Annotated in this window: 13 protein-coding genes; 10 read left to right on the forward strand and 3 right to left on the reverse strand. The window is 62.2% G+C overall.

Features of this window, described 5'->3' with window-relative positions; all coding sequences use genetic code 11:
• Positions 1-445 precede the first annotated feature (445 nt).
• Both ycaC and HBO11_RS08615 read right to left on the reverse strand, forming a co-directional pair.
• Positions 446-1,072: an isochorismate family cysteine hydrolase YcaC gene (gene ycaC / locus HBO11_RS08610; RefSeq protein WP_032861405.1), complete on the reverse strand. Its 627-nt coding sequence runs from the start codon at positions 1,070-1,072 to the stop codon at positions 446-448.
• Positions 1,073-1,136: 64 nt separating this feature from the next.
• A complete protein-coding gene (locus HBO11_RS08615; RefSeq protein WP_169955266.1) occupies positions 1,137-1,826 on the reverse strand; it encodes an isochorismatase family protein in 690 nt (229 codons plus the stop codon).
• A gap of 431 nt (positions 1,827-2,257) precedes the next feature.
• Between HBO11_RS08615 and HBO11_RS08620 the strand changes: the two genes are divergently transcribed.
• The 6 genes from HBO11_RS08620 to HBO11_RS08645 all read left to right on the forward strand — a co-directional run bounded on the left by HBO11_RS08620 (position 2,258) and on the right by HBO11_RS08645 (position 8,804).
• Entirely contained in the window at positions 2,258-3,169 is a 912-nt protein-coding gene (locus tag HBO11_RS08620; protein WP_169955267.1) for a LysR substrate-binding domain-containing protein, read from the forward strand.
• Between the two features lie 340 nt (positions 3,170-3,509).
• Positions 3,510-4,184 (forward strand): class I SAM-dependent methyltransferase, encoded by a 675-nt coding sequence (locus HBO11_RS08625; RefSeq protein ID WP_169955268.1) that lies wholly within the window; start codon positions 3,510-3,512, stop codon positions 4,182-4,184.
• A gap of 13 nt (positions 4,185-4,197) precedes the next feature.
• On the forward strand, positions 4,198-5,127 hold the full coding sequence (locus HBO11_RS08630; protein WP_169955269.1) for an isopenicillin N synthase family oxygenase: 930 nt from the start codon (positions 4,198-4,200) through the stop codon (positions 5,125-5,127).
• Between the two features lie 23 nt (positions 5,128-5,150).
• On the forward strand, positions 5,151-6,521 hold the full coding sequence (locus tag HBO11_RS08635) for an NAD(P)-dependent oxidoreductase (RefSeq protein ID WP_169955270.1): 1,371 nt from the start codon (positions 5,151-5,153) through the stop codon (positions 6,519-6,521).
• The gene (locus tag HBO11_RS08640) at positions 6,518-7,621 is read left to right on the forward strand and encodes a mandelate racemase/muconate lactonizing enzyme family protein (RefSeq protein WP_169955271.1); all 1,104 of its coding nucleotides are present in this window, start codon (positions 6,518-6,520) and stop codon (positions 7,619-7,621) included. The genes HBO11_RS08635 and HBO11_RS08640 overlap by 4 nt, the downstream gene beginning before the upstream one ends.
• Before the next feature lie 40 nt (positions 7,622-7,661).
• A complete protein-coding gene (locus HBO11_RS08645) occupies positions 7,662-8,804 on the forward strand; it encodes an aromatic ring-hydroxylating dioxygenase subunit alpha (RefSeq protein ID WP_170058863.1) in 1,143 nt (380 codons plus the stop codon).
• 92 nt (positions 8,805-8,896) lie between these two features.
• Here the strand turns inward: HBO11_RS08645 and HBO11_RS08650 are convergent, their stop codons facing one another.
• On the reverse strand, positions 8,897-9,802 hold the full coding sequence (locus HBO11_RS08650; RefSeq protein WP_169955273.1) for a LysR substrate-binding domain-containing protein: 906 nt from the start codon (positions 9,800-9,802) through the stop codon (positions 8,897-8,899).
• 91 nt (positions 9,803-9,893) lie between these two features.
• Between HBO11_RS08650 and HBO11_RS08655 the strand changes: the two genes are divergently transcribed.
• From HBO11_RS08655 to cysC, 4 genes are read left to right on the forward strand one after another with little or no spacing between them, the layout of a single operon-like run.
• Positions 9,894-10,829 carry a DMT family transporter gene (locus tag HBO11_RS08655; protein ID WP_169955274.1) on the forward strand — a complete coding sequence of 312 codons (936 nt, stop codon included), beginning with the start codon at positions 9,894-9,896 and terminating at the stop codon, positions 10,827-10,829.
• Between the two features lie 37 nt (positions 10,830-10,866).
• Positions 10,867-14,970, forward strand: coding sequence for an SDR family oxidoreductase (locus HBO11_RS08660; RefSeq protein ID WP_169955275.1), 4,104 nt, complete (start codon positions 10,867-10,869; stop codon positions 14,968-14,970).
• Positions 14,971-14,974: 4 nt separating this feature from the next.
• On the forward strand, positions 14,975-15,982 hold the full coding sequence (locus HBO11_RS08665; RefSeq protein ID WP_169955276.1) for an NAD(P)-dependent alcohol dehydrogenase: 1,008 nt from the start codon (positions 14,975-14,977) through the stop codon (positions 15,980-15,982).
• A 31-nt stretch (positions 15,983-16,013) separates the two neighbouring features.
• Positions 16,014-16,634, forward strand: coding sequence for an adenylyl-sulfate kinase (gene cysC / locus HBO11_RS08670; RefSeq protein WP_169955277.1), 621 nt, complete (start codon positions 16,014-16,016; stop codon positions 16,632-16,634).
• The last annotated feature ends 49 nt before the right edge of the window (positions 16,635-16,683 follow it).

Raw genomic sequence — 16,683 nt, forward strand, 5'->3', positions numbered from 1 at the left:
TTTCTGCAGGTTGCCCGCATTATCGTTGACGATTTTCGCCGGCAAGCCGGCTCCTACAGAGTCAGATGAGCCCCGGCTTTTTGTAGGAGCTGGCTTGCCAGCGAAAAACGCAAACTGGCTGCGTTTCTGCAGGTTGCCCGTATTATCGTCGACGATTTTCGCCGGTAAGCCGGCTCCTACAGAGTCAGATGAGCCCCGGCTTTTTGTAGGAGCTGGCTTGCCAGCGAAAAACGCAAACTGGCTGCGTTTCTGCAGGTTGCCCGCATTATCGTTGACGTTTTTCGCCGGCAAGCCGGCTCCTACAGGGTCAGATGAGCCCCGGCTTTTTGTAGGAGCTGGCTTGCCAACGAAAAACGCAAACTGGCTGCGTTTCTGCAGGTTGCCCGCATTATCGTTGACGATTTTCGCCGGCAAGCCGGCTCCTACAGGAGGTGGGGGCTGGGGCTTACTTGCCCTCGGTCAACGCGTTGTAGCTGGTGAACAGGTTGCGATAGTCCGGGATGTGGTTGGAGAACAAGGTCCCCAGGCCTTCGATATCGTTGCGCCAGTCGCGGTGCAGCTCGCACGCCAGGCCGAACCAGGTCATCAGTTGGGCGCCGTTGGCGGTCATGCGGGCCCAGGCCGATTGCTGGGTCAGTTCGTTGAAAGTGCCGGAGGCATCGGTCACCACAAACACGTCATAGCCTTCGGCCAGGGCCGACAGTGCCGGGAACGCCACGCACACCTCGGTCACCACGCCAGCGATGATCAGTTGCTTCTTGCCGGTGGCCTTGATGGCCTTGACGAAGTCTTCGTTGTCCCAGGCGTTGATCTGCCCAGGGCGGGCAATGTACGGCGCGTCCGGGAACAGGGCCTTGAGCTCGGGCACCAGCGGGCCGTTGGGGCCGGTTTCGAAGCTGGTGGTGAGGATGGTCGGCAGCTTGAAGTATTTGGCCAGGTCAGCCAGGGCCAGGACGTTGTTCTTGAACTTGTCGGGCTCGATATCGCGGACCAGTGACAGCAAGCCAGCCTGGTGGTCAACCAGCAGGACAGCTGCGTTGTCTTTGTCCAGGCGAACGTAAGGTTTAGACATCATGATGCTCCTGATAAAAAAGGTGCTTGCCCAAATGGACCGCACCGGGGAAGGTCAGCCGTATTTACTTGCGCTGGGAGTCTAGCTCTTCGTGATTGTTTGCCACTTCCTGGGCCTTGATGTAGCTCTCGATCAGCAGCTGGTAGTGCGGCATGGCCTGGGTGTAGACGTTCGCCCACTCCTGGGCATCCGGACGGTTCCACGAGCCTTGCAGTTCCGACAGGGTGCCCATGATGTCGATCGGCACCACGCCGGCCTGGGCCAGGCGCGCGACGGTCAGGTCGGTGGCCAGTTTCGAGTGGTTGCCCGACGCGTCGACTACGGCGAACACCTTGTAGCCTTCATGCACCGCCGCGATGGACGGAAACGCCAGGCACACGCTGGTCAGGGTGCCGGCAATCACCAGGGTCTTCTTGCCGGTGGCCTTGACCGCCGCGTGGAACTCGGGGTTATCCCAGGCATTGATCTCGCCGCGCCGGGCCACGTACTGGGCATGGGGCGCCGCCTCGTGGATCTCCGGGATCAACGGGCCGTTCGGCCCCTGGGGCACTGAAGCGGTGGTGATGACCGGGATTTTCAGCAGAGTCGCGGCCTTGGCCAAGGCAATGGCATTGGCGCGCAATTGAGGAATATCAATGTCCTTGACGATCTGGAACAGGCCACTCTGGTGGTCGATCAGCAACATGGCGGTGTCGGTGGGGTCAATCGTCGGCTTCTGACCATTAAAGTTTGCAGCGTTACCTGAAGCGCTCATTTGCATTTCCTCTTGCGTGGATGAACCTCCCTGGCATTACTGCCTGCCAAATGCCCGGCAGGCTCTGCACGTCCTGTGCAGATATGAATGGGTTACGACTCGCCAGGTTCGTTCGCTTTCGGACCTCAGGCCTCGAAGCGCCTGGCGACAGCTGACAATTCCAACAATGGAACGCCTTCGCACAACGATTTTTGTTAGCGCAAAGCGATCATTTTTTGCATTCCTGCAGATTTACCCCCAACGGAGCCAATGCTCATGCCCACCCGAGCCAGTCCTGCCCATCAAGTGCCAGCCCATATGCCCCCTACCGCTACCGTGATTCACTGCGCGTGTGTGGCCTTAAACAAACAGCGGCTCCACCTTAGTCATCACTCTAGGTGTTCGGTAGTGGTTGAATTAGACTTCACCATCTCAAAATTGGAACGATGCGCATGTTCGACCTGAATGAACTCTTCCTCTACGCCAAGGTGGTGGAGCATGGTGGCTTCGCGGCGGCCGGTCGGGCACTCAACATGCCCAAGTCGACCTTGAGCCGCCGGGTCAGCCAGTTGGAGGCGCGGCTGGGGGCACGCTTGATACAGCGCTCGACCCGGCAGTTCCAGGTCACCGACATTGGCCTGGCCTATTACCGCCACTGCGTGGCGATGACCGCCGAGGCGGAGTCGGCCGAGGACCTGATCGCCTTCAACAAGGCCGAGCCGCGTGGGGTGATTCGCCTGAGTTGCACCACCGCCCTGCTCAATTACTGGGTGGCGCCGATGCTGGGCCAGTTCATGGCGCAGTGCCCCAGCGTCGAGCTCAACGTGAAGAGTTTCAACCGTAAGGTCGATGTGATCAGCGAGGGCTATGACATTGCGCTGAACCTGTGCTTTCCACCTTTGGAAAGCAGCGACCTGGTGATGAAGCTGCTCGCCAGGAGCACCCAGGTGCTGGTAGCGAGCCCGGGGTTTTTACAGGAGCATCCACGGCCCCTGGTCCCTGCCGATTTGTCAGGACTGCCGACCATCTGCTGGGGCAACCCGACAGCGCAGTACGTCTGGGGCCTGACCGGGCCAGCAGGCGAGACGGCCGAGATCTGCCACGCACCACGGCTGATCAGCGATGACATGCCCACCCTGAAAAGCGCGGTGCTCCAGGGCGTGGGGGTCGCCAACCTGCCGCTGGCGGTGGTCGAGGATGAGATCAGACACGGGCGCCTGATCAGCCTGCTCCCCGATTGGCGCCCCACCGAAGGCGTGATCACCGCCGTCTTCCCTTCAAGGAGGGGGCTGTTGCCGTCGGTGCGCACGTTGATCGACTTTCTGGCGCAGGCGTTTGCCGCGCAGCAACAGCAGCACAGCTGAGGCCGCGCCCAAGGTGAGGAAGTGTGACCGCGACCACCAACCGTGTTTCCAGGCCCCCTGCTCGGCCCACATCCTGCGTACCTCCCACGGCGTGAAAAGCACTGCACCCCGGGCAACCTCCCTTGATCGCCCCCGGCGTCTGTGACTGGACGCCAGTGGGGGGAATTACATCAGCGCAATAAACGTTATGTATAACGACCAGTTAACCATGTCGCGCATTTTGTAGGATAAGTCGTCTATCCCCCGCTTTACACCATCGTAGTTACCGAACAAGAATGAACACCCCACGCAGTACCATTAACTAATTCAACCAGAAAAACATTTTTCCGGAGAATACAGAATGGCCAGCGAAAACTATGCAAGCAATGGCGTCGCAATTGCACCATTAACTTCCGTGAATCAGGCACTCAACTTTGGTCGTGACTATTCGCGTCTAAAGAACTACTACGAGACCTGGTCAGCCGATTATGACAATGATGTCTCTGAAGAAAATTACTGCGGCCCCAGCATGCTCGCAGATCTCTTCGACTCATTGCACCGAGCCCCGCGGGAGCGCCAGTCGCTGCGTATCATGGATGCCTGCTGCGGCACTGGCCTGGTGGGTAAAGAGCTGATGCTACGGGGGTTTGCGCCGGTAGACGGGTGTGACCTGTCGCCGGCCATGACCCACCTGGCGCACAAGACCCAGGCCTACGCCAGACTGTATGGCGGGGTGGACCTTACGGAATACAATCCATTGATTGCAGATAACCAGTATGACGCGACCTTTTGTTGCGGTGCGTTTATCCAGGGCCACTTACCCATCGAGGCGATCCATGAACTTATGCGCATTACCACTCAGGGTGGAGTGATTCTGTTCAGTACTCGCTGTAGTTTTTATCAAGACGAACACTTTGACAAATTCCTGGACAAGTTAACCGCCTCTGCACAACTTTGTGCACTGCCCTCCTTTATGAACGCTGCTTACTTAAACGACGTGCAAGCCCACTACTTGGCGTTCGCCGTCAACAAATAATCAGGAGTCGAACATGGATGTGCTCAAAAGTATCTCCCTTGAGCGCCTTGCATCGACCCAAGCAGATTATGAAGTCAGCCGTTTGCGCGATTGTTGCGTCAATGATGGATTCTTCTACCTGGCCGATCATGGTATCCGGCTCTCGTTGATAGAGGATGCCTTGGCCACGGCGCGCCAGTTCTTTGCGCTGCCACTGTCGATCAAAAAGCAGTTCGGCCAGGACCGCCAAGTAGTCAGCCCCAAGACGTGCCGTGGGTATGTCGATACGTTTGGCGAGACCCTGCATGCGCCCACCGGCCCCGACCGCAAGCAGCATTTCGACATGGGCCGGGAAGCACCGGCCTGCGACTTGCCTTTTACCGGGCCAAACCTGCTGCCCAGCGACGACCAGGCGCCCGGATTTGCCATGGCCATGCTGGCTCTGCAACACGAAGTAATGAGCCGTGTAGTGCCCGCGCTGTTGCGCGGCCTGGCCCGGTCCCTGGGGCTGGATGGCGAATTTTTCCAGGGCTTTTTTTCCGACCCGGTGTTGATCCAGCGCGCCCTGTATTACCCGCCGTCGGGCAGCGGCGCGGGCAAGCACACCGATAACGGCATGTTCACCTTGCTGTTCCAGGACCCGCGAGATGCCTGCGCCCTCAGTGCGTTTTCCCAGGGGCGCTGGATCGACGTGCCGTGCCGCAAACACGAGGTGGTGGTCAATCTCGGCGATATGTTGATGAAGTGGAGCAACGGCCTGTTCACCAGTACACCGCACCAGGTCATCCACCGCGCCAGCACCGCCAGAGTGTCGTTGCCGTTTTTTGTGTACCCGAACATCGATGCGGTGTTCACGCCCCTGGGCGGCGACGCAACGGTCGCCTGCCAACAGGTGATGCTCGACAACTTTAATTCCATCTGGGTGTCCGGCCAGGGCGCCGGCAGGGCGCGCGAGTTCGCTTGAAGCAGCCCCACAGGAGAAGCGATATGGACAGCGCAACGCCAAGCAAAATCGCCTTCATCGGCGTCGGAAATATGGGCCGCCCCCTGGTGGAGCGCCTGCTGCACGCCGGCTACGCCGTGCAGGTGTATGACATCGACGCGGCACACGCACGCTCGGTGATCGCCGCCGGTGCCTGCTGGAAGGCCACCCCGGCACTGTGCGCCAGTGGCTGTGAGGTGGTCGTGACCTGCCTGCCTCTGCCCCATCATGTACTGGAAAACATGACCGGGCCGCACGGCGCGCTGGCCGGGATGGCGGCGCATTCGGTGTGGATCGACACCTCCACCACCGACTACCACAACACCCGCTACATCGCCGGGCTGGCCCGGCAAAAATCCATCTACAGCCTGGAAGCCCCGGTCAGCAACCTGTCGCACATGGGGGTGGATTTCGCCAACGTGTGCTTTTACATCGGGGGCGATGAGCGCGGTTATCAATTGAGCCGCAACGTGTTGGAGACCATGGGCCGCAAGGCGTTTTACGTGGGCGAGATCGGCGCCGGGCAGTCCGTCAAGCTGCTGACCAACCTACTGTTCTACGCTGCGACCGCCGTGTGGGCCGAGTTACTGGTATTGGCCAGGGCCCATGAGATCCCGCTGCATTGGCTGTGGGATTTCGTCAAGACCTCCCGTGGCAACTGCTTTGTCAGCAACCAGTTGACCCCCTTTATGCTCGACGCCAGCTATGACCATTCCTGCACCCTGGAGATCACGGTCAAGGACATGAACCTCACCGAGGCGCTGGCCGATGAGCTGGGAGTGGCGATGCCGTTGGGGCGCATCGTCGCTGAGCGTTATCGACAGGCAGGCGCACAGTTCGACAGCCAGGACAATCACGTCAAGATCGCCGCCTTGAGCGAACAGGAAAATCGCATTGCCCTTGCCCTGCCGGGCTTCCAGGCGCCCTCGCCCTACGGAGCCAATCGCGCCTACCGCCATAGCGGCGCCTTTACCGAGGATGCCTTCGGTCGCATCACCCCCACCCTGCCGCACGCGTTCCATTGCGGCATCACCTTTACCGACAATCAGAAGATCAAGCTGGCGGCGCACCTGGTGGAGTTTCTCGCTTGCATCAACCGGGTCATCCTTGGCGAAGCGGCTGAGATCGGCAGCGCCATGGGCCTGTCACCGACGCTGATCACCCAGGTGGTCAACTGGAGCTGTGGCCCCAGCTGGGTGGCCGAACACCTGGACAGCTACGAGCCGTGTTTCGACAGCATCGCGGTGGTCGAGCAAAAACGCCACGCGCTGCAACTGAGCGTGATCAACCGGATCTTCCAACAATCGATCCTGGATGCGGCCATCCCACGCCGGATACCGGGCCTGGCCCTCGCCGAGGGGGTATGTGCGCCATGAAAATAACGTCGATCAAGGTCTATCAGTTCGATGTGCCGCTCAAGGAAAAATACAGCCTCAGCGGCGGGCGCCTGCACTATGCCGCGCTGGACTCCACCGTGGTGGTGATCGGTACCGACAGCGGCTTGCAGGGGGTGGGTGAAAGCTGCCCATGGGGCGCCACCTACCTGCCGGCCTATGCCAAAGGCGTACGGGCGGGGATCGCGGAACTGGCGCCGCACCTGCTGGGGGAGAACCCGCTGTACCTGGAGCAGATCAACGAGCGCATGGACGTCATGCTGCCCGGGCACCCCTATGTAAAAGCGGCCATTGACCTGGCCTGCTGGGACATTCTGGGCAAGCACTGCCAGTTGCCGGTGTATGCCTTGCTGGGAGGCAAATTCCAGGCCTCGATTGCCTTGCAGAGCAGCATCCCCACAGGTGATCCCGAGCACATGGCGACGCACCTGCAAGCCGCCCGCCAGCAGGGTTATCGTACCCATTCGTGCAAGGTGGGTACCGGTGTCGTGGAGGATGTCGCGCGGATCAACAGCCTGATCGAGCAACGCCTGCCGGGCGAGGTGATCACCTTCGATGTCAATCGCGCCTGGACGGTGGCCGATGCCGTCGCGGTGATGAACAGCGTGCAGGATCCCACGGTGTGTTTCGAACAGCCCTGTGAATCCATGGACCAATGCCGCGCCGTGCGCGAGCTGACCCGCAACCCGATCATCCTGGATGAGTCCATCGTGACCCTGGCCGACCTGGTGTACGCCCAGCGCCATAACATCACCCAGGTCATCGGGCTGAAAATCGGCCGGGTCGGCGGCTTGACCAAGGCCCGGCAACTGCGCGACTTCTGCCTCCATCACGGGATCCAGATGAACATCGAGGACGTCGGCGGCACGCTGGTGTCCGACAGCGCCGTCATGCACCTGGCCACCGCGACGCCGGCGCGTTTTCATCGTGCGAGCTGGAACTGTTGCCGCCACCACGATGTGCAACTGGCCGCGGGCGGGTTCGATATTCGCCAGGGCCGCGCCTATGTGCAGGACAGGCCGGGGCTGGGGCTTGACCTTGACCCCCGGTGTTTCGAATCGGCGCTCGCCCAGTACAGCTGAGCCCCCCACCCCTTTATCCCCGTTGATCCATGGAGGTTCCATGTCCAGCGCCCCATCGTCCCCGCACCTGGCTCGAGGCTTTGCCGCCGACCCCTTTGCATCCTTCACCTTGCCCAGCGAACACTATGTGGACAGCGGGCTGTTCGAGCAGGAAATGCAGCTGATTTTCTGCAAGACCTGGCAGTACGTATGCCACGTGTCAGCCCTGGCCCAGGTCGGCGACTATTACGTACGCGACCTGGGCCGCCAGAGTGCCCTGGTGGTCAAGGACCAGGATGGCGCCTTCAAGGCCTTCCACAATGTGTGCCAGCACCGTGCACATCGGCTCGTGGAGGGCCGCGGGCATGTGCCCGGGCTGCTGACCTGCCCTTACCATGCCTGGGCCTACAACACCCAGGGCCAACTGATCAGTGCGCGCAAGTCCGAACACGTCAAGAACTTCAGCACCGCGCAGGTGCAACTCGCACCCATCCGCCTTGAGGTATTTTGCGGGTTTATCTTTATCAACTTCGACAGCCACTGCGCCTCCATGCAAACCCTGCTGCCCGGCCTGGAGGACTCCATCCGCGCGTTCGCCCCCGCACCGGAACGCTTGGTCCATGCCTACTCCAAGGACTACAGCGTGCAGTCGAACTGGAAGGTTTCGGTGGAGAACTATTCGGAGTGTTATCACTGCCCGATGTGCCACCCGACGCTGTCCATGGCCACCCTGGACCTGAAGAGCTACCACGTGGCGATCCATGAGCATTACCACGCCCATGTCAGCCACGACAGCGGTGAGAACCAGGGATATACGATGAAGCAGACCTCAGCCCAGTCCCGCCAGTTTGGCGCCTGGTACCTATGGCCGAATTTTTGCCTGGAGGTTTACCCAGGAGGCTATATGAATGTGCTGCATCACATCCCGCTCGCGGTGGATCACACCGTGCAGGTGGTCGAATGGTTCTGCGAGGCGGCCACCCCCACGCGCGAAGAACAGGAAGTCATCGACTTTGTGGCGGTGATTCGTGAAGAAGATGTGCCGCTGTGCGCCAGCGTGCAGCGCGGCTTGAGCAGTGATGGCTACCAGCAGGGGCGCTTTATCGTCGACCCAGGCCTGGGCGCCAACAGCGAACACGCCGTGCATGACATCCAGAAAAAAACCCGGGCAGCCCTCGGCCTGCTGCTCGCCGAAGATCGCTAAGCCCCGTGTAGGCCGATGCCCCCTGACTGAGCCGGCTTGCCGGTTCAGCCAGGGCACAAACGCTCCCCCCATGTGCTGGGCAGCGCTTAGCCTCAGTCGGCGAACGACGACTTCAACCATTCCAGCAACTGCCGGGCTGCCGGGCCCAGGTTGGCGTCTCGCCACTTGTAGACGCTCAGGGCTTGCGGCAAGTGGGTCGATTGCGCAAAGGGCCGCACCAGCTCACCGCTGGCCAGCATTCTTTCAGTGGTCCTGCGCCACCCCAGGGCAAAACCGAAGCCCGCGACGCAGGCCTGCATCATCACCGGATAGCTGTCGAAGAACTTGCCCTTGGGGTCGCCCAGCTTGATGCCGTACTCCAGCAACCAATCGTTCCAGGTGCTCCAGTCCTGCGGCACCGCGACATGGTGCAGCAGCGGCAGGTTGGCCAGGTCTGCCAGGGCCAGTGATGTACTGCCAAAGGACGCGAGATAACGGGGGCTGCACACCGGGTAGATTTCGTCGCTCAAGGTAAACAACCGCGTGTGGTCACCAGATGCCCGGCCCGAGGTCTGGATGGCGATATCAAATTTATCCGCGGTTTCGGTAATGGGCTGGGTCGATGCGTTAAGCCGCACCTCGATCTCGGGGTGCTTGTTGTGCAACGCGGGAATATTGGGAGTCAGCCAATAAAAGGCTTCGCACAGTTGCGCTACCAGCACCACTTCGCTGTTGTCCCGGCCTTTTTTCAGGTCTTCGGCTTGCGACGCAATGCCCAGGAAGGCGGTGCGCACGGTATCGCGAAATTCGACCCCCGCCGCCGTGAGGAACACCGCGCGGTTTCTACGGGTAAACAAAGCAACACCGAGAAATTCTTCGAGGGCACGGACCTGTTTGCTGATGGCTGCCTGGGTCAGGTGCAACTCTTCTGAGGCTTTGGAAAAGCTCTCAAGTCGCGCCGCCGCTTCAAAAGGCACAAGGCTGGACAGTGGAGGCAGTGAGCGTTTGAAATTATCCATAATTTTCAGTCCTTCTGCGTAACCATAAGTCACTTTAAATACAACCAGTGCTCACCCAAAATCCTTACTGCAGGCCAATCAAGGAAAACTCATGTCTGGAAGCACTACGATAACCGCCACCGATAACCGACAAAGCATTCTTATCGTGGTGGGTTCGGTATTTTTGCTGTCGGTGTCAGACGCCATCATCAAGGCGACCAGTCCCGATACTTCAATGTGGCAATTGTATGTGATCCGCTCCGTCCTGGCCTGCGCCATTCTGCTGGCGTTAGTGGTGCACATGCGCGGCGCCGCGCAGTTGCGCCCACTGTCCCCGCTGTGGGTGGTGATAAGAAGCCTGCTGCTGTCGTTGATGTGGATCGCCTTTTACGGCGCCCTGCCCTTTATCAGCCTGACCATCGCTGCCCTGGCAATCTACACCACGCCCCTGTTCATTGCGTTGTTCGCGGCCCTTTCACTGAAGGAAGACGTGACCCTGCGCAAATGGCTGGCGATCGGCCTGGGTTTTGTCGGGGTCTTGATCACCCTGGCGCCGAGCACCGAAGAATTCAATACCTATGCCCTGCTGCCGGTACTCGCCGCCATCCTGTACGCCCTCGCCGTGGTGGTGACCAAGGGCAAATGTGCCGATGAGGACCCCATGCTGCTGGCACTGGCCATGAATGCCGCGCTGCTGGTGATCGGTGTGCTCGGCAGCCTGGTGGTGATGCAGACCGGCCCGCATTTCCCGAGCAATGAAGGTTGGCGCTTCCTGATCGGCGGCTGGTCGGCCATGGGCCAGGCCGACTGGTGGATCATGATCGTATTGGCGGTGTTGATGGTGCTGGTCAGCATCGGGATCGCCAAGGCCTATCAAATTGGCGAGACCTCGATCATCGGCGCGTTTGACTACACCTACCTGATTTTCGCCATCGCCTGGGGCGCCCTGCTGTTCAACGAAATGCTCAACGGCCGAACCGCCACCGGCCTGGTCCTCATTCTGCTCTCGGGTTTCCTTGCGCTGAAAAAACCCGCTGGCGAGCTGTAGATACCTCACGTGCACAGGCCCTGCCCAGGAGCTGTTTATGCTGACGTCATCTCATCTGCCCAATGTGATTGTGTGGGCCGTTTCCAGGAGCCGCTCAACCGCCTTCGAGCGCGCCGTGATGCAACACCCGGGCGTGAAGGTGCTGCATGAACAACTGTCGGAGCCGTTCCTGGCCCGACACTTCCCGGCAAAGCATGCGCTGATCGAGCGCAACCGCCAGGCCGCGCAAGGCCCTGCGGGGATCACCCACTACAGCCAGGCGCTGGCCCTGCTGAGCCAACGTCCGGCCGAACCCCAGCACCTGCAATGTGCCAAGGAGATCGCCTATTTCTTCGACTTCCAGGCCATCGATGGCGCCTGGTTGACCGCATTCAAGCATGTGTTCCTGGTGCGCCAGCCGCTGGCGGTCATGCAGTCGCTGTATCGCGTCAGCCAGGGCGGCGGCACCACCTATTTCGATGCCGACGAGTCGGGTTTCGATGAACTGGCACGCATTCATGGTTTGGTACTGGAGCATTGCCCCAGCGATCACGTGCTGTACCTGGACAGTGACGCCGACTTGATGGCAGACCCCCAGGGCACCCTGCTGCGCTTCTGCGATTTTGCCGGCATCGAGTATTCCCCAAGGCTGTTGGCGTGGCAGCCGGAACAGGTCGCGCAATGGCAGTTTTTCAAGGGCTGGCATGATGACGCCGAGCGCTCGTGCGGGTTCGCCCAGGTGACGCACCCGGCCATGGATTTCCCACCTATCGTCGAACAGACGGCCCGGGACAAGCAGGTGACTTATCGGTTTTTCCAGCTGTGCGCCACCTGGCAACGCCAGGCTGATACAGCCGATCACCTCAAGTGCCTGCATGAACCCGCCACCACGCGGCTCCAGGTGCTGTTACTGGCCCACACCGACGAGCAGTGCCAGCGCGCCCTGCAACTGGCGGCGCATTTGCCCGACGACTATGCCCTTTGGCTGCTGGACAGCGCCAGCCACACCCTGAGCGACCAGACCCTGCGTGAACTGGCGCTGTTGCAGGACGGGCCGCTGGTGCTGCTGACGGCCAACGAGCACTTGACCTATTGCTCGCCCGAGCAGGCGCGCCAGCGGTTCCTGTGCCTGGTGGCCCCGGATACGGCCTCGGCCAGGGCCCTTGGCCTGCCACTGATTACCCTCGAGCCAAACACCCCTGCTGCACAGGGGCCGCGAATCAGTGCTCAGTTGGCCACCCTCGCGCGCAACGCAAGCCTGCACAGCCGCGCACGCCAAATCGCCAGCAACCGCTACGCCAGTGCGGCCATCGCACCGGGCCTGTCATGGCAGCAACACTTCTTGCGCCTGCTGGAGCAGGCTCCCGAAAGCCTGGTCGCGATGACGCCCCACAGGCAGCTAAATGCGCGGCAGCTACACGCCCATGCCGTGACGCTGGCCGAGCGCCTGTCGAGCCAGTGTGCCCACGGCGGCTGGGTGGCGATCCGCCTGGACAAGGACCTGCGCAGCCTGATCAGCATGACCGCGTGCAGCCTGCTGGGCTGGCCCTACCTCGACATCCCCCATTGGTATGGGCTGGAGGCCACTGCCAAGGCCCTGGCCAATCTGCGGCCGGTGGTGGTGATCGGCGACAGCAGCAGCCTCAATGACCTGCCGCCCGGCTACCCCAGCCTGGTGTTCGATGAACTGCCCGCCACGCCCGCCCGGCCCGCCACCTTGCCCCACCGGGTACCGGGGGCAAATGACCTGGCCTACGGCCTGCTCACGTCCGGCACCACCGGCACGGCGAAGATCGTCACCATCGGCGAGCACGGCCGCCTGGACTCCCTGGCGTTGTGGCAACAGCACATCCGCCCGGGTGATCGGGTGGGCCTCAACGCCTGGATGGCCGGGTATGTGTATTACCCGATTTTCAGCGGCGCCACCGTGTGCCTGATGCCCGACGCCATGGTGCTCGACCCCCAGGCCCTGCGGGCATTCGTCGAGCATGGCCAGCTTAGCCAATTGATGATCACCCCCAGCCTGGCCGCAGGCCTGATGCACGATGAGCCCGCGTTCAAACAGGCCTTTGCCGGCGTGCGGTGCCTGTGGCTAAGCGGCGAACAACTGCCGCCGTCCACGCGGCAGAACCTGGTGCGCTGCCTGCCCAATTGCCGGGTGATCGACCTGTATGGCTCCAATGAAGCGGGCGACGTCGCGTTAGTCGCCCCCGACGGCCATCTGCAATGGACCCCTGGCACCCAGGCCTACGTGCTCGACCCGGCCCTCGATTGCACCCCACTGGGTGGCCACGGCGAACTGTACGTGCAGACCCCGGGGCTCAGCGTCGGCTACCTGGAGGACGATGCGGCCAACCGCAGCGCATTCGTGGCCAACCCACTGGCCCAGGAGTGCCCAGCGCTGGCCCCGCGGCTGCTGCGCACCGGCGACAGAGTCCGCCTGGACGAGGCCGGCGAGGTCTACCTGATCGGGCGCGCGACCACCCACCTCAAGGTGCGCGGCTTCAAGATCTTCAGCGCCGACGTCGAGCGCGTGTTGATGGCCCATCCCGAGGTGCGCAGCGCCCTGGTCACCACCCGTGGCGAAGGCCCGGACTTGCAGCTGGTAGCGTTTATCTGCGCCGTGGACTCCGGCAAGCCCCCCACTCCCGGCGCCCTGCGCCAGTGGGCGGGCCAGCACCTGCCCGCCTTCAGCGTGCCGCTGGGGTATTTTTTGGCCGCCTCGATTCCGGCAGGTGCCAGCCAGAAGCGCCTGGGCGCCCAGGCCCTGCTGCAACAGCCACTGACACCGCTGGCCGACGAGCAACCGCCGTTGACGCCGCTGCAAACCCGCCTGGCCCGGTTATGGGCGCGCTGCATGAACCTGCAAGGCGTCACCCTGGGGCCGGACAGCGACTTTATCGAGATTGGCGGCAGCCTGTTGCTGCTGGACTTGATCAATCGCATCAACCGCGCGTTCGACACCGACCTGACGATTGCCGACATCACCCGTGACTCGACATTGGCCGGGATCAGCCGGCAGTTGGCCCATCGGCTGCAAGGCGCGCCGCTTTTGGAAGTGGCCTTTTCGGTCGCGGCACACGCCAAGCGTTATCTGGCGCACTTGAACACGGCCGTGGCGAACCTGCCCCAGGTGCCACCCCGCCTGGCCCGACGCACGCTGCTGGTCACCGGCGCCACCGGGTATCTGGGGCGCAGGGTGGTTGCCGAGCTGCAACACAGCGCCGGGGTGCAGACGGTGTTGTGCCTGGTGCGCGCCGATGATCCGGCCCAGGCCCAGCGGCGCATCGCCGAACTAGGCCTGACACCTGGCAGCGCACGGGTCGTGGGCCTGGCCGGGGACCTGGCGCAACCACGGTTGGGCATGTCGAGCGCGGCGTATCAAAGCCTGTGCCAGGAAGTGGACTGCATCATTCACTGCGCCGCCGACGTCAACTGGCTAAAAAGTTATGAACGCCTGGCCCAGACCAACGTCGGTGGCGTAGTCGAGGTATTGGGCCTGGCCGCCGCAAGCGGTGCGGCCGTGGTGTTCGCCTCGACCCTGCCAGAGCCGGTCCCCTCCACCGGCTATAACCGCGCCAAGCTGGTGGCCGAACAACTCGCGCTGGGTTTTTGCCAAAGCCGTGGGCTGTGCCTGAACATCCTGCGCTGCGGTGACATCAGCGCCCCCGCCAACCCGGGCAGTGGTTCATCGATCAACCAGGAAGACTATGTGGGGCTGCTGATTCGCAGCTGCCTGGCGCTCAAGGCCTGGCCTGACGAAGCCCATTGGTCGCTGAACCTGACCCCCGTGGACTATGTCGCACAGGTGTTCACCCACACCGCCCTCCACGGCCAGGCCCTGGGTTTGCCGCCGCTCCAGCACCTGTACAACCCAGCACCGAACCTGCCCTGGACGCAGCTATGCGCCTGGATGCAAACGCTGCTGGGCCACGCACAGTTCGCGCCCCTACCCCTGGCGCAATGGCAAGCCCGACTCAAGGCGCAGGCCCCGGGCCAGGCCGTGCTGCAACGCACGCTGCTGATCCTGGAAATGATCATCGACGACTTCAGCCACTTCCACCCGCCACCGCCGCTGCTGCTCGATCACCTCAAGTGCCCGGTAATCGACGCCGAATGGACCCAGCACTATCTCGCGGCCTTAACCCTTACACAGGAGTGACCCCATGACACGCACCACCCACGGCTGGGCCGCCTATGGCCCGGGCTCGCCACTGGAACCTTTCACCTACCCGCGCCCGGACCCGGGGGCCAACGACGTGGAAATCCAGGTGACCCATTGCGGCGCCTGCACCAGTGACCTGCACCTGATTGAAGGCCATTGGGGCGAAGCCTCCCAATACCCTCAAGTGTGCGGCCACGAGGTCGTGGGGCGGGTGGTGCGTTGCGGCTCGGCGGTCACCCACCTGGCTGCCGGCCAGCGCGTTGGCGTGGGCTGGTACAAGGGCGCCTGCCTGGCGTGCGAATGGTGCCTCAAGGGCGAGGAGCAACACTGTGCGGCGGTGGTGGCGACCTGCGCCGATGGGCAAAAAGGCGGGTTTGCCGACTTCATGACCTGCGACAGCCGGTTCGTGTTCCCGATCCCCGACAACCTGCCCTCCCATGTGGCTGCGCCGTTGTTCTGCGCCGGGCAGACCGTGTTCACCGCGCTGCTGCGCGGCACCCGCCCGGGCATGCGCGTGGGGGTGCTGGGCATCGGTGGGCTCGGCCACCTGGCCATCCAGTTTGCGGCCAAGTTCGGCTGCACCGTCACCGCACTGTCGAGTTCCACCAGCAAAAAAACCCAGGCCTTGCAGTTGGGGGCCCGTCATTTCCACGGCCTGGACCCGGCCACCTTGCAGGCCCAGGAAAACACCCTGGACTTCCTGCTGGTCACCGCCTCCAACGACCAGGACTGGGAGCGCGCCATCGCCCTGCTGCGCCCCCACGGCACCCTGTGCTTTGCCGGGATGCCCGGCCCGGTCACGCTGGATATTGCGGCCATGACCTACAAGACCCTGACCGTCAGCACTGCCAACGTCGGCGGGCGCCACGACATGCTCAAGATGCTGGAATTTGCCAGCGAACATCATGTGTGGCCCCTGGTGGATATTTTTCCCACGGCGCAGATCAACCAGGCCCTCGACGCCCTACGCAACAACACTGTGCGCTACCGCGCGGTGATCGAGTTTTGACTGGCGTGCGCGCCCCCAGGAGATGCCCCTGATGCCTCCCTTCGCTCGCCCCCAGGAAACCCCGGACCTGGTGCCCCACCCGTTCGATGTCGAGCGCCAGGCCCAATGCAACCTTAAAGGGCATCGCTCATTGCTGTTGTGGTTCACCGGGATGTCGGGCGCCGGCAAGTCCTGTATTGCCAATTGCGTGCAGGCCAGCCTGCACGCGAAACAGCTGCACACCTGCCTGCTCGACGGCGACCGCCTGCGCCAGGGCTTGACCGCCGACCTGGGCTTTGCCGACAGCGACCGCAAGGAAAACATCCGACGCACCGCCGAGGTCGGCAGGTTGATGGTGGATGCCGGGGTCATCACCCTGGTGTGCCTGATCTCGCCCTTCGAACAGGAAAGACGCATGGCCAGGGCGCTGTTCGCCCCTGGCGACTTTATTGAAATCTTCATCGACGCACCGCTGCCGGTCCTCGAACAGCGCGACCCCAAGGGCCTTTATGCCAAGGCCCGCAAAGGCCTGATCAAGCACTTCACCGGCATTGACTCACCTTACGAGCGCCCGGTAGCCCCCGACATCGTGATTGACAGCGCCAACACCTCGATCGAACACGCCGCCCACACCATCGAGACGTTTGTCCTGCGCCAACGGCTGTGGACTTGACCCACCAATGGCCACCCCTGCCAACTGAGGCGTATTGACCCTCGCCTGG

Origin of the sequence: Pseudomonas sp. WS 5010 (assembly GCF_012985565.1) — a bacterium.
Taxonomy (GTDB): domain Bacteria; phylum Pseudomonadota; class Gammaproteobacteria; order Pseudomonadales; family Pseudomonadaceae; genus Aquipseudomonas.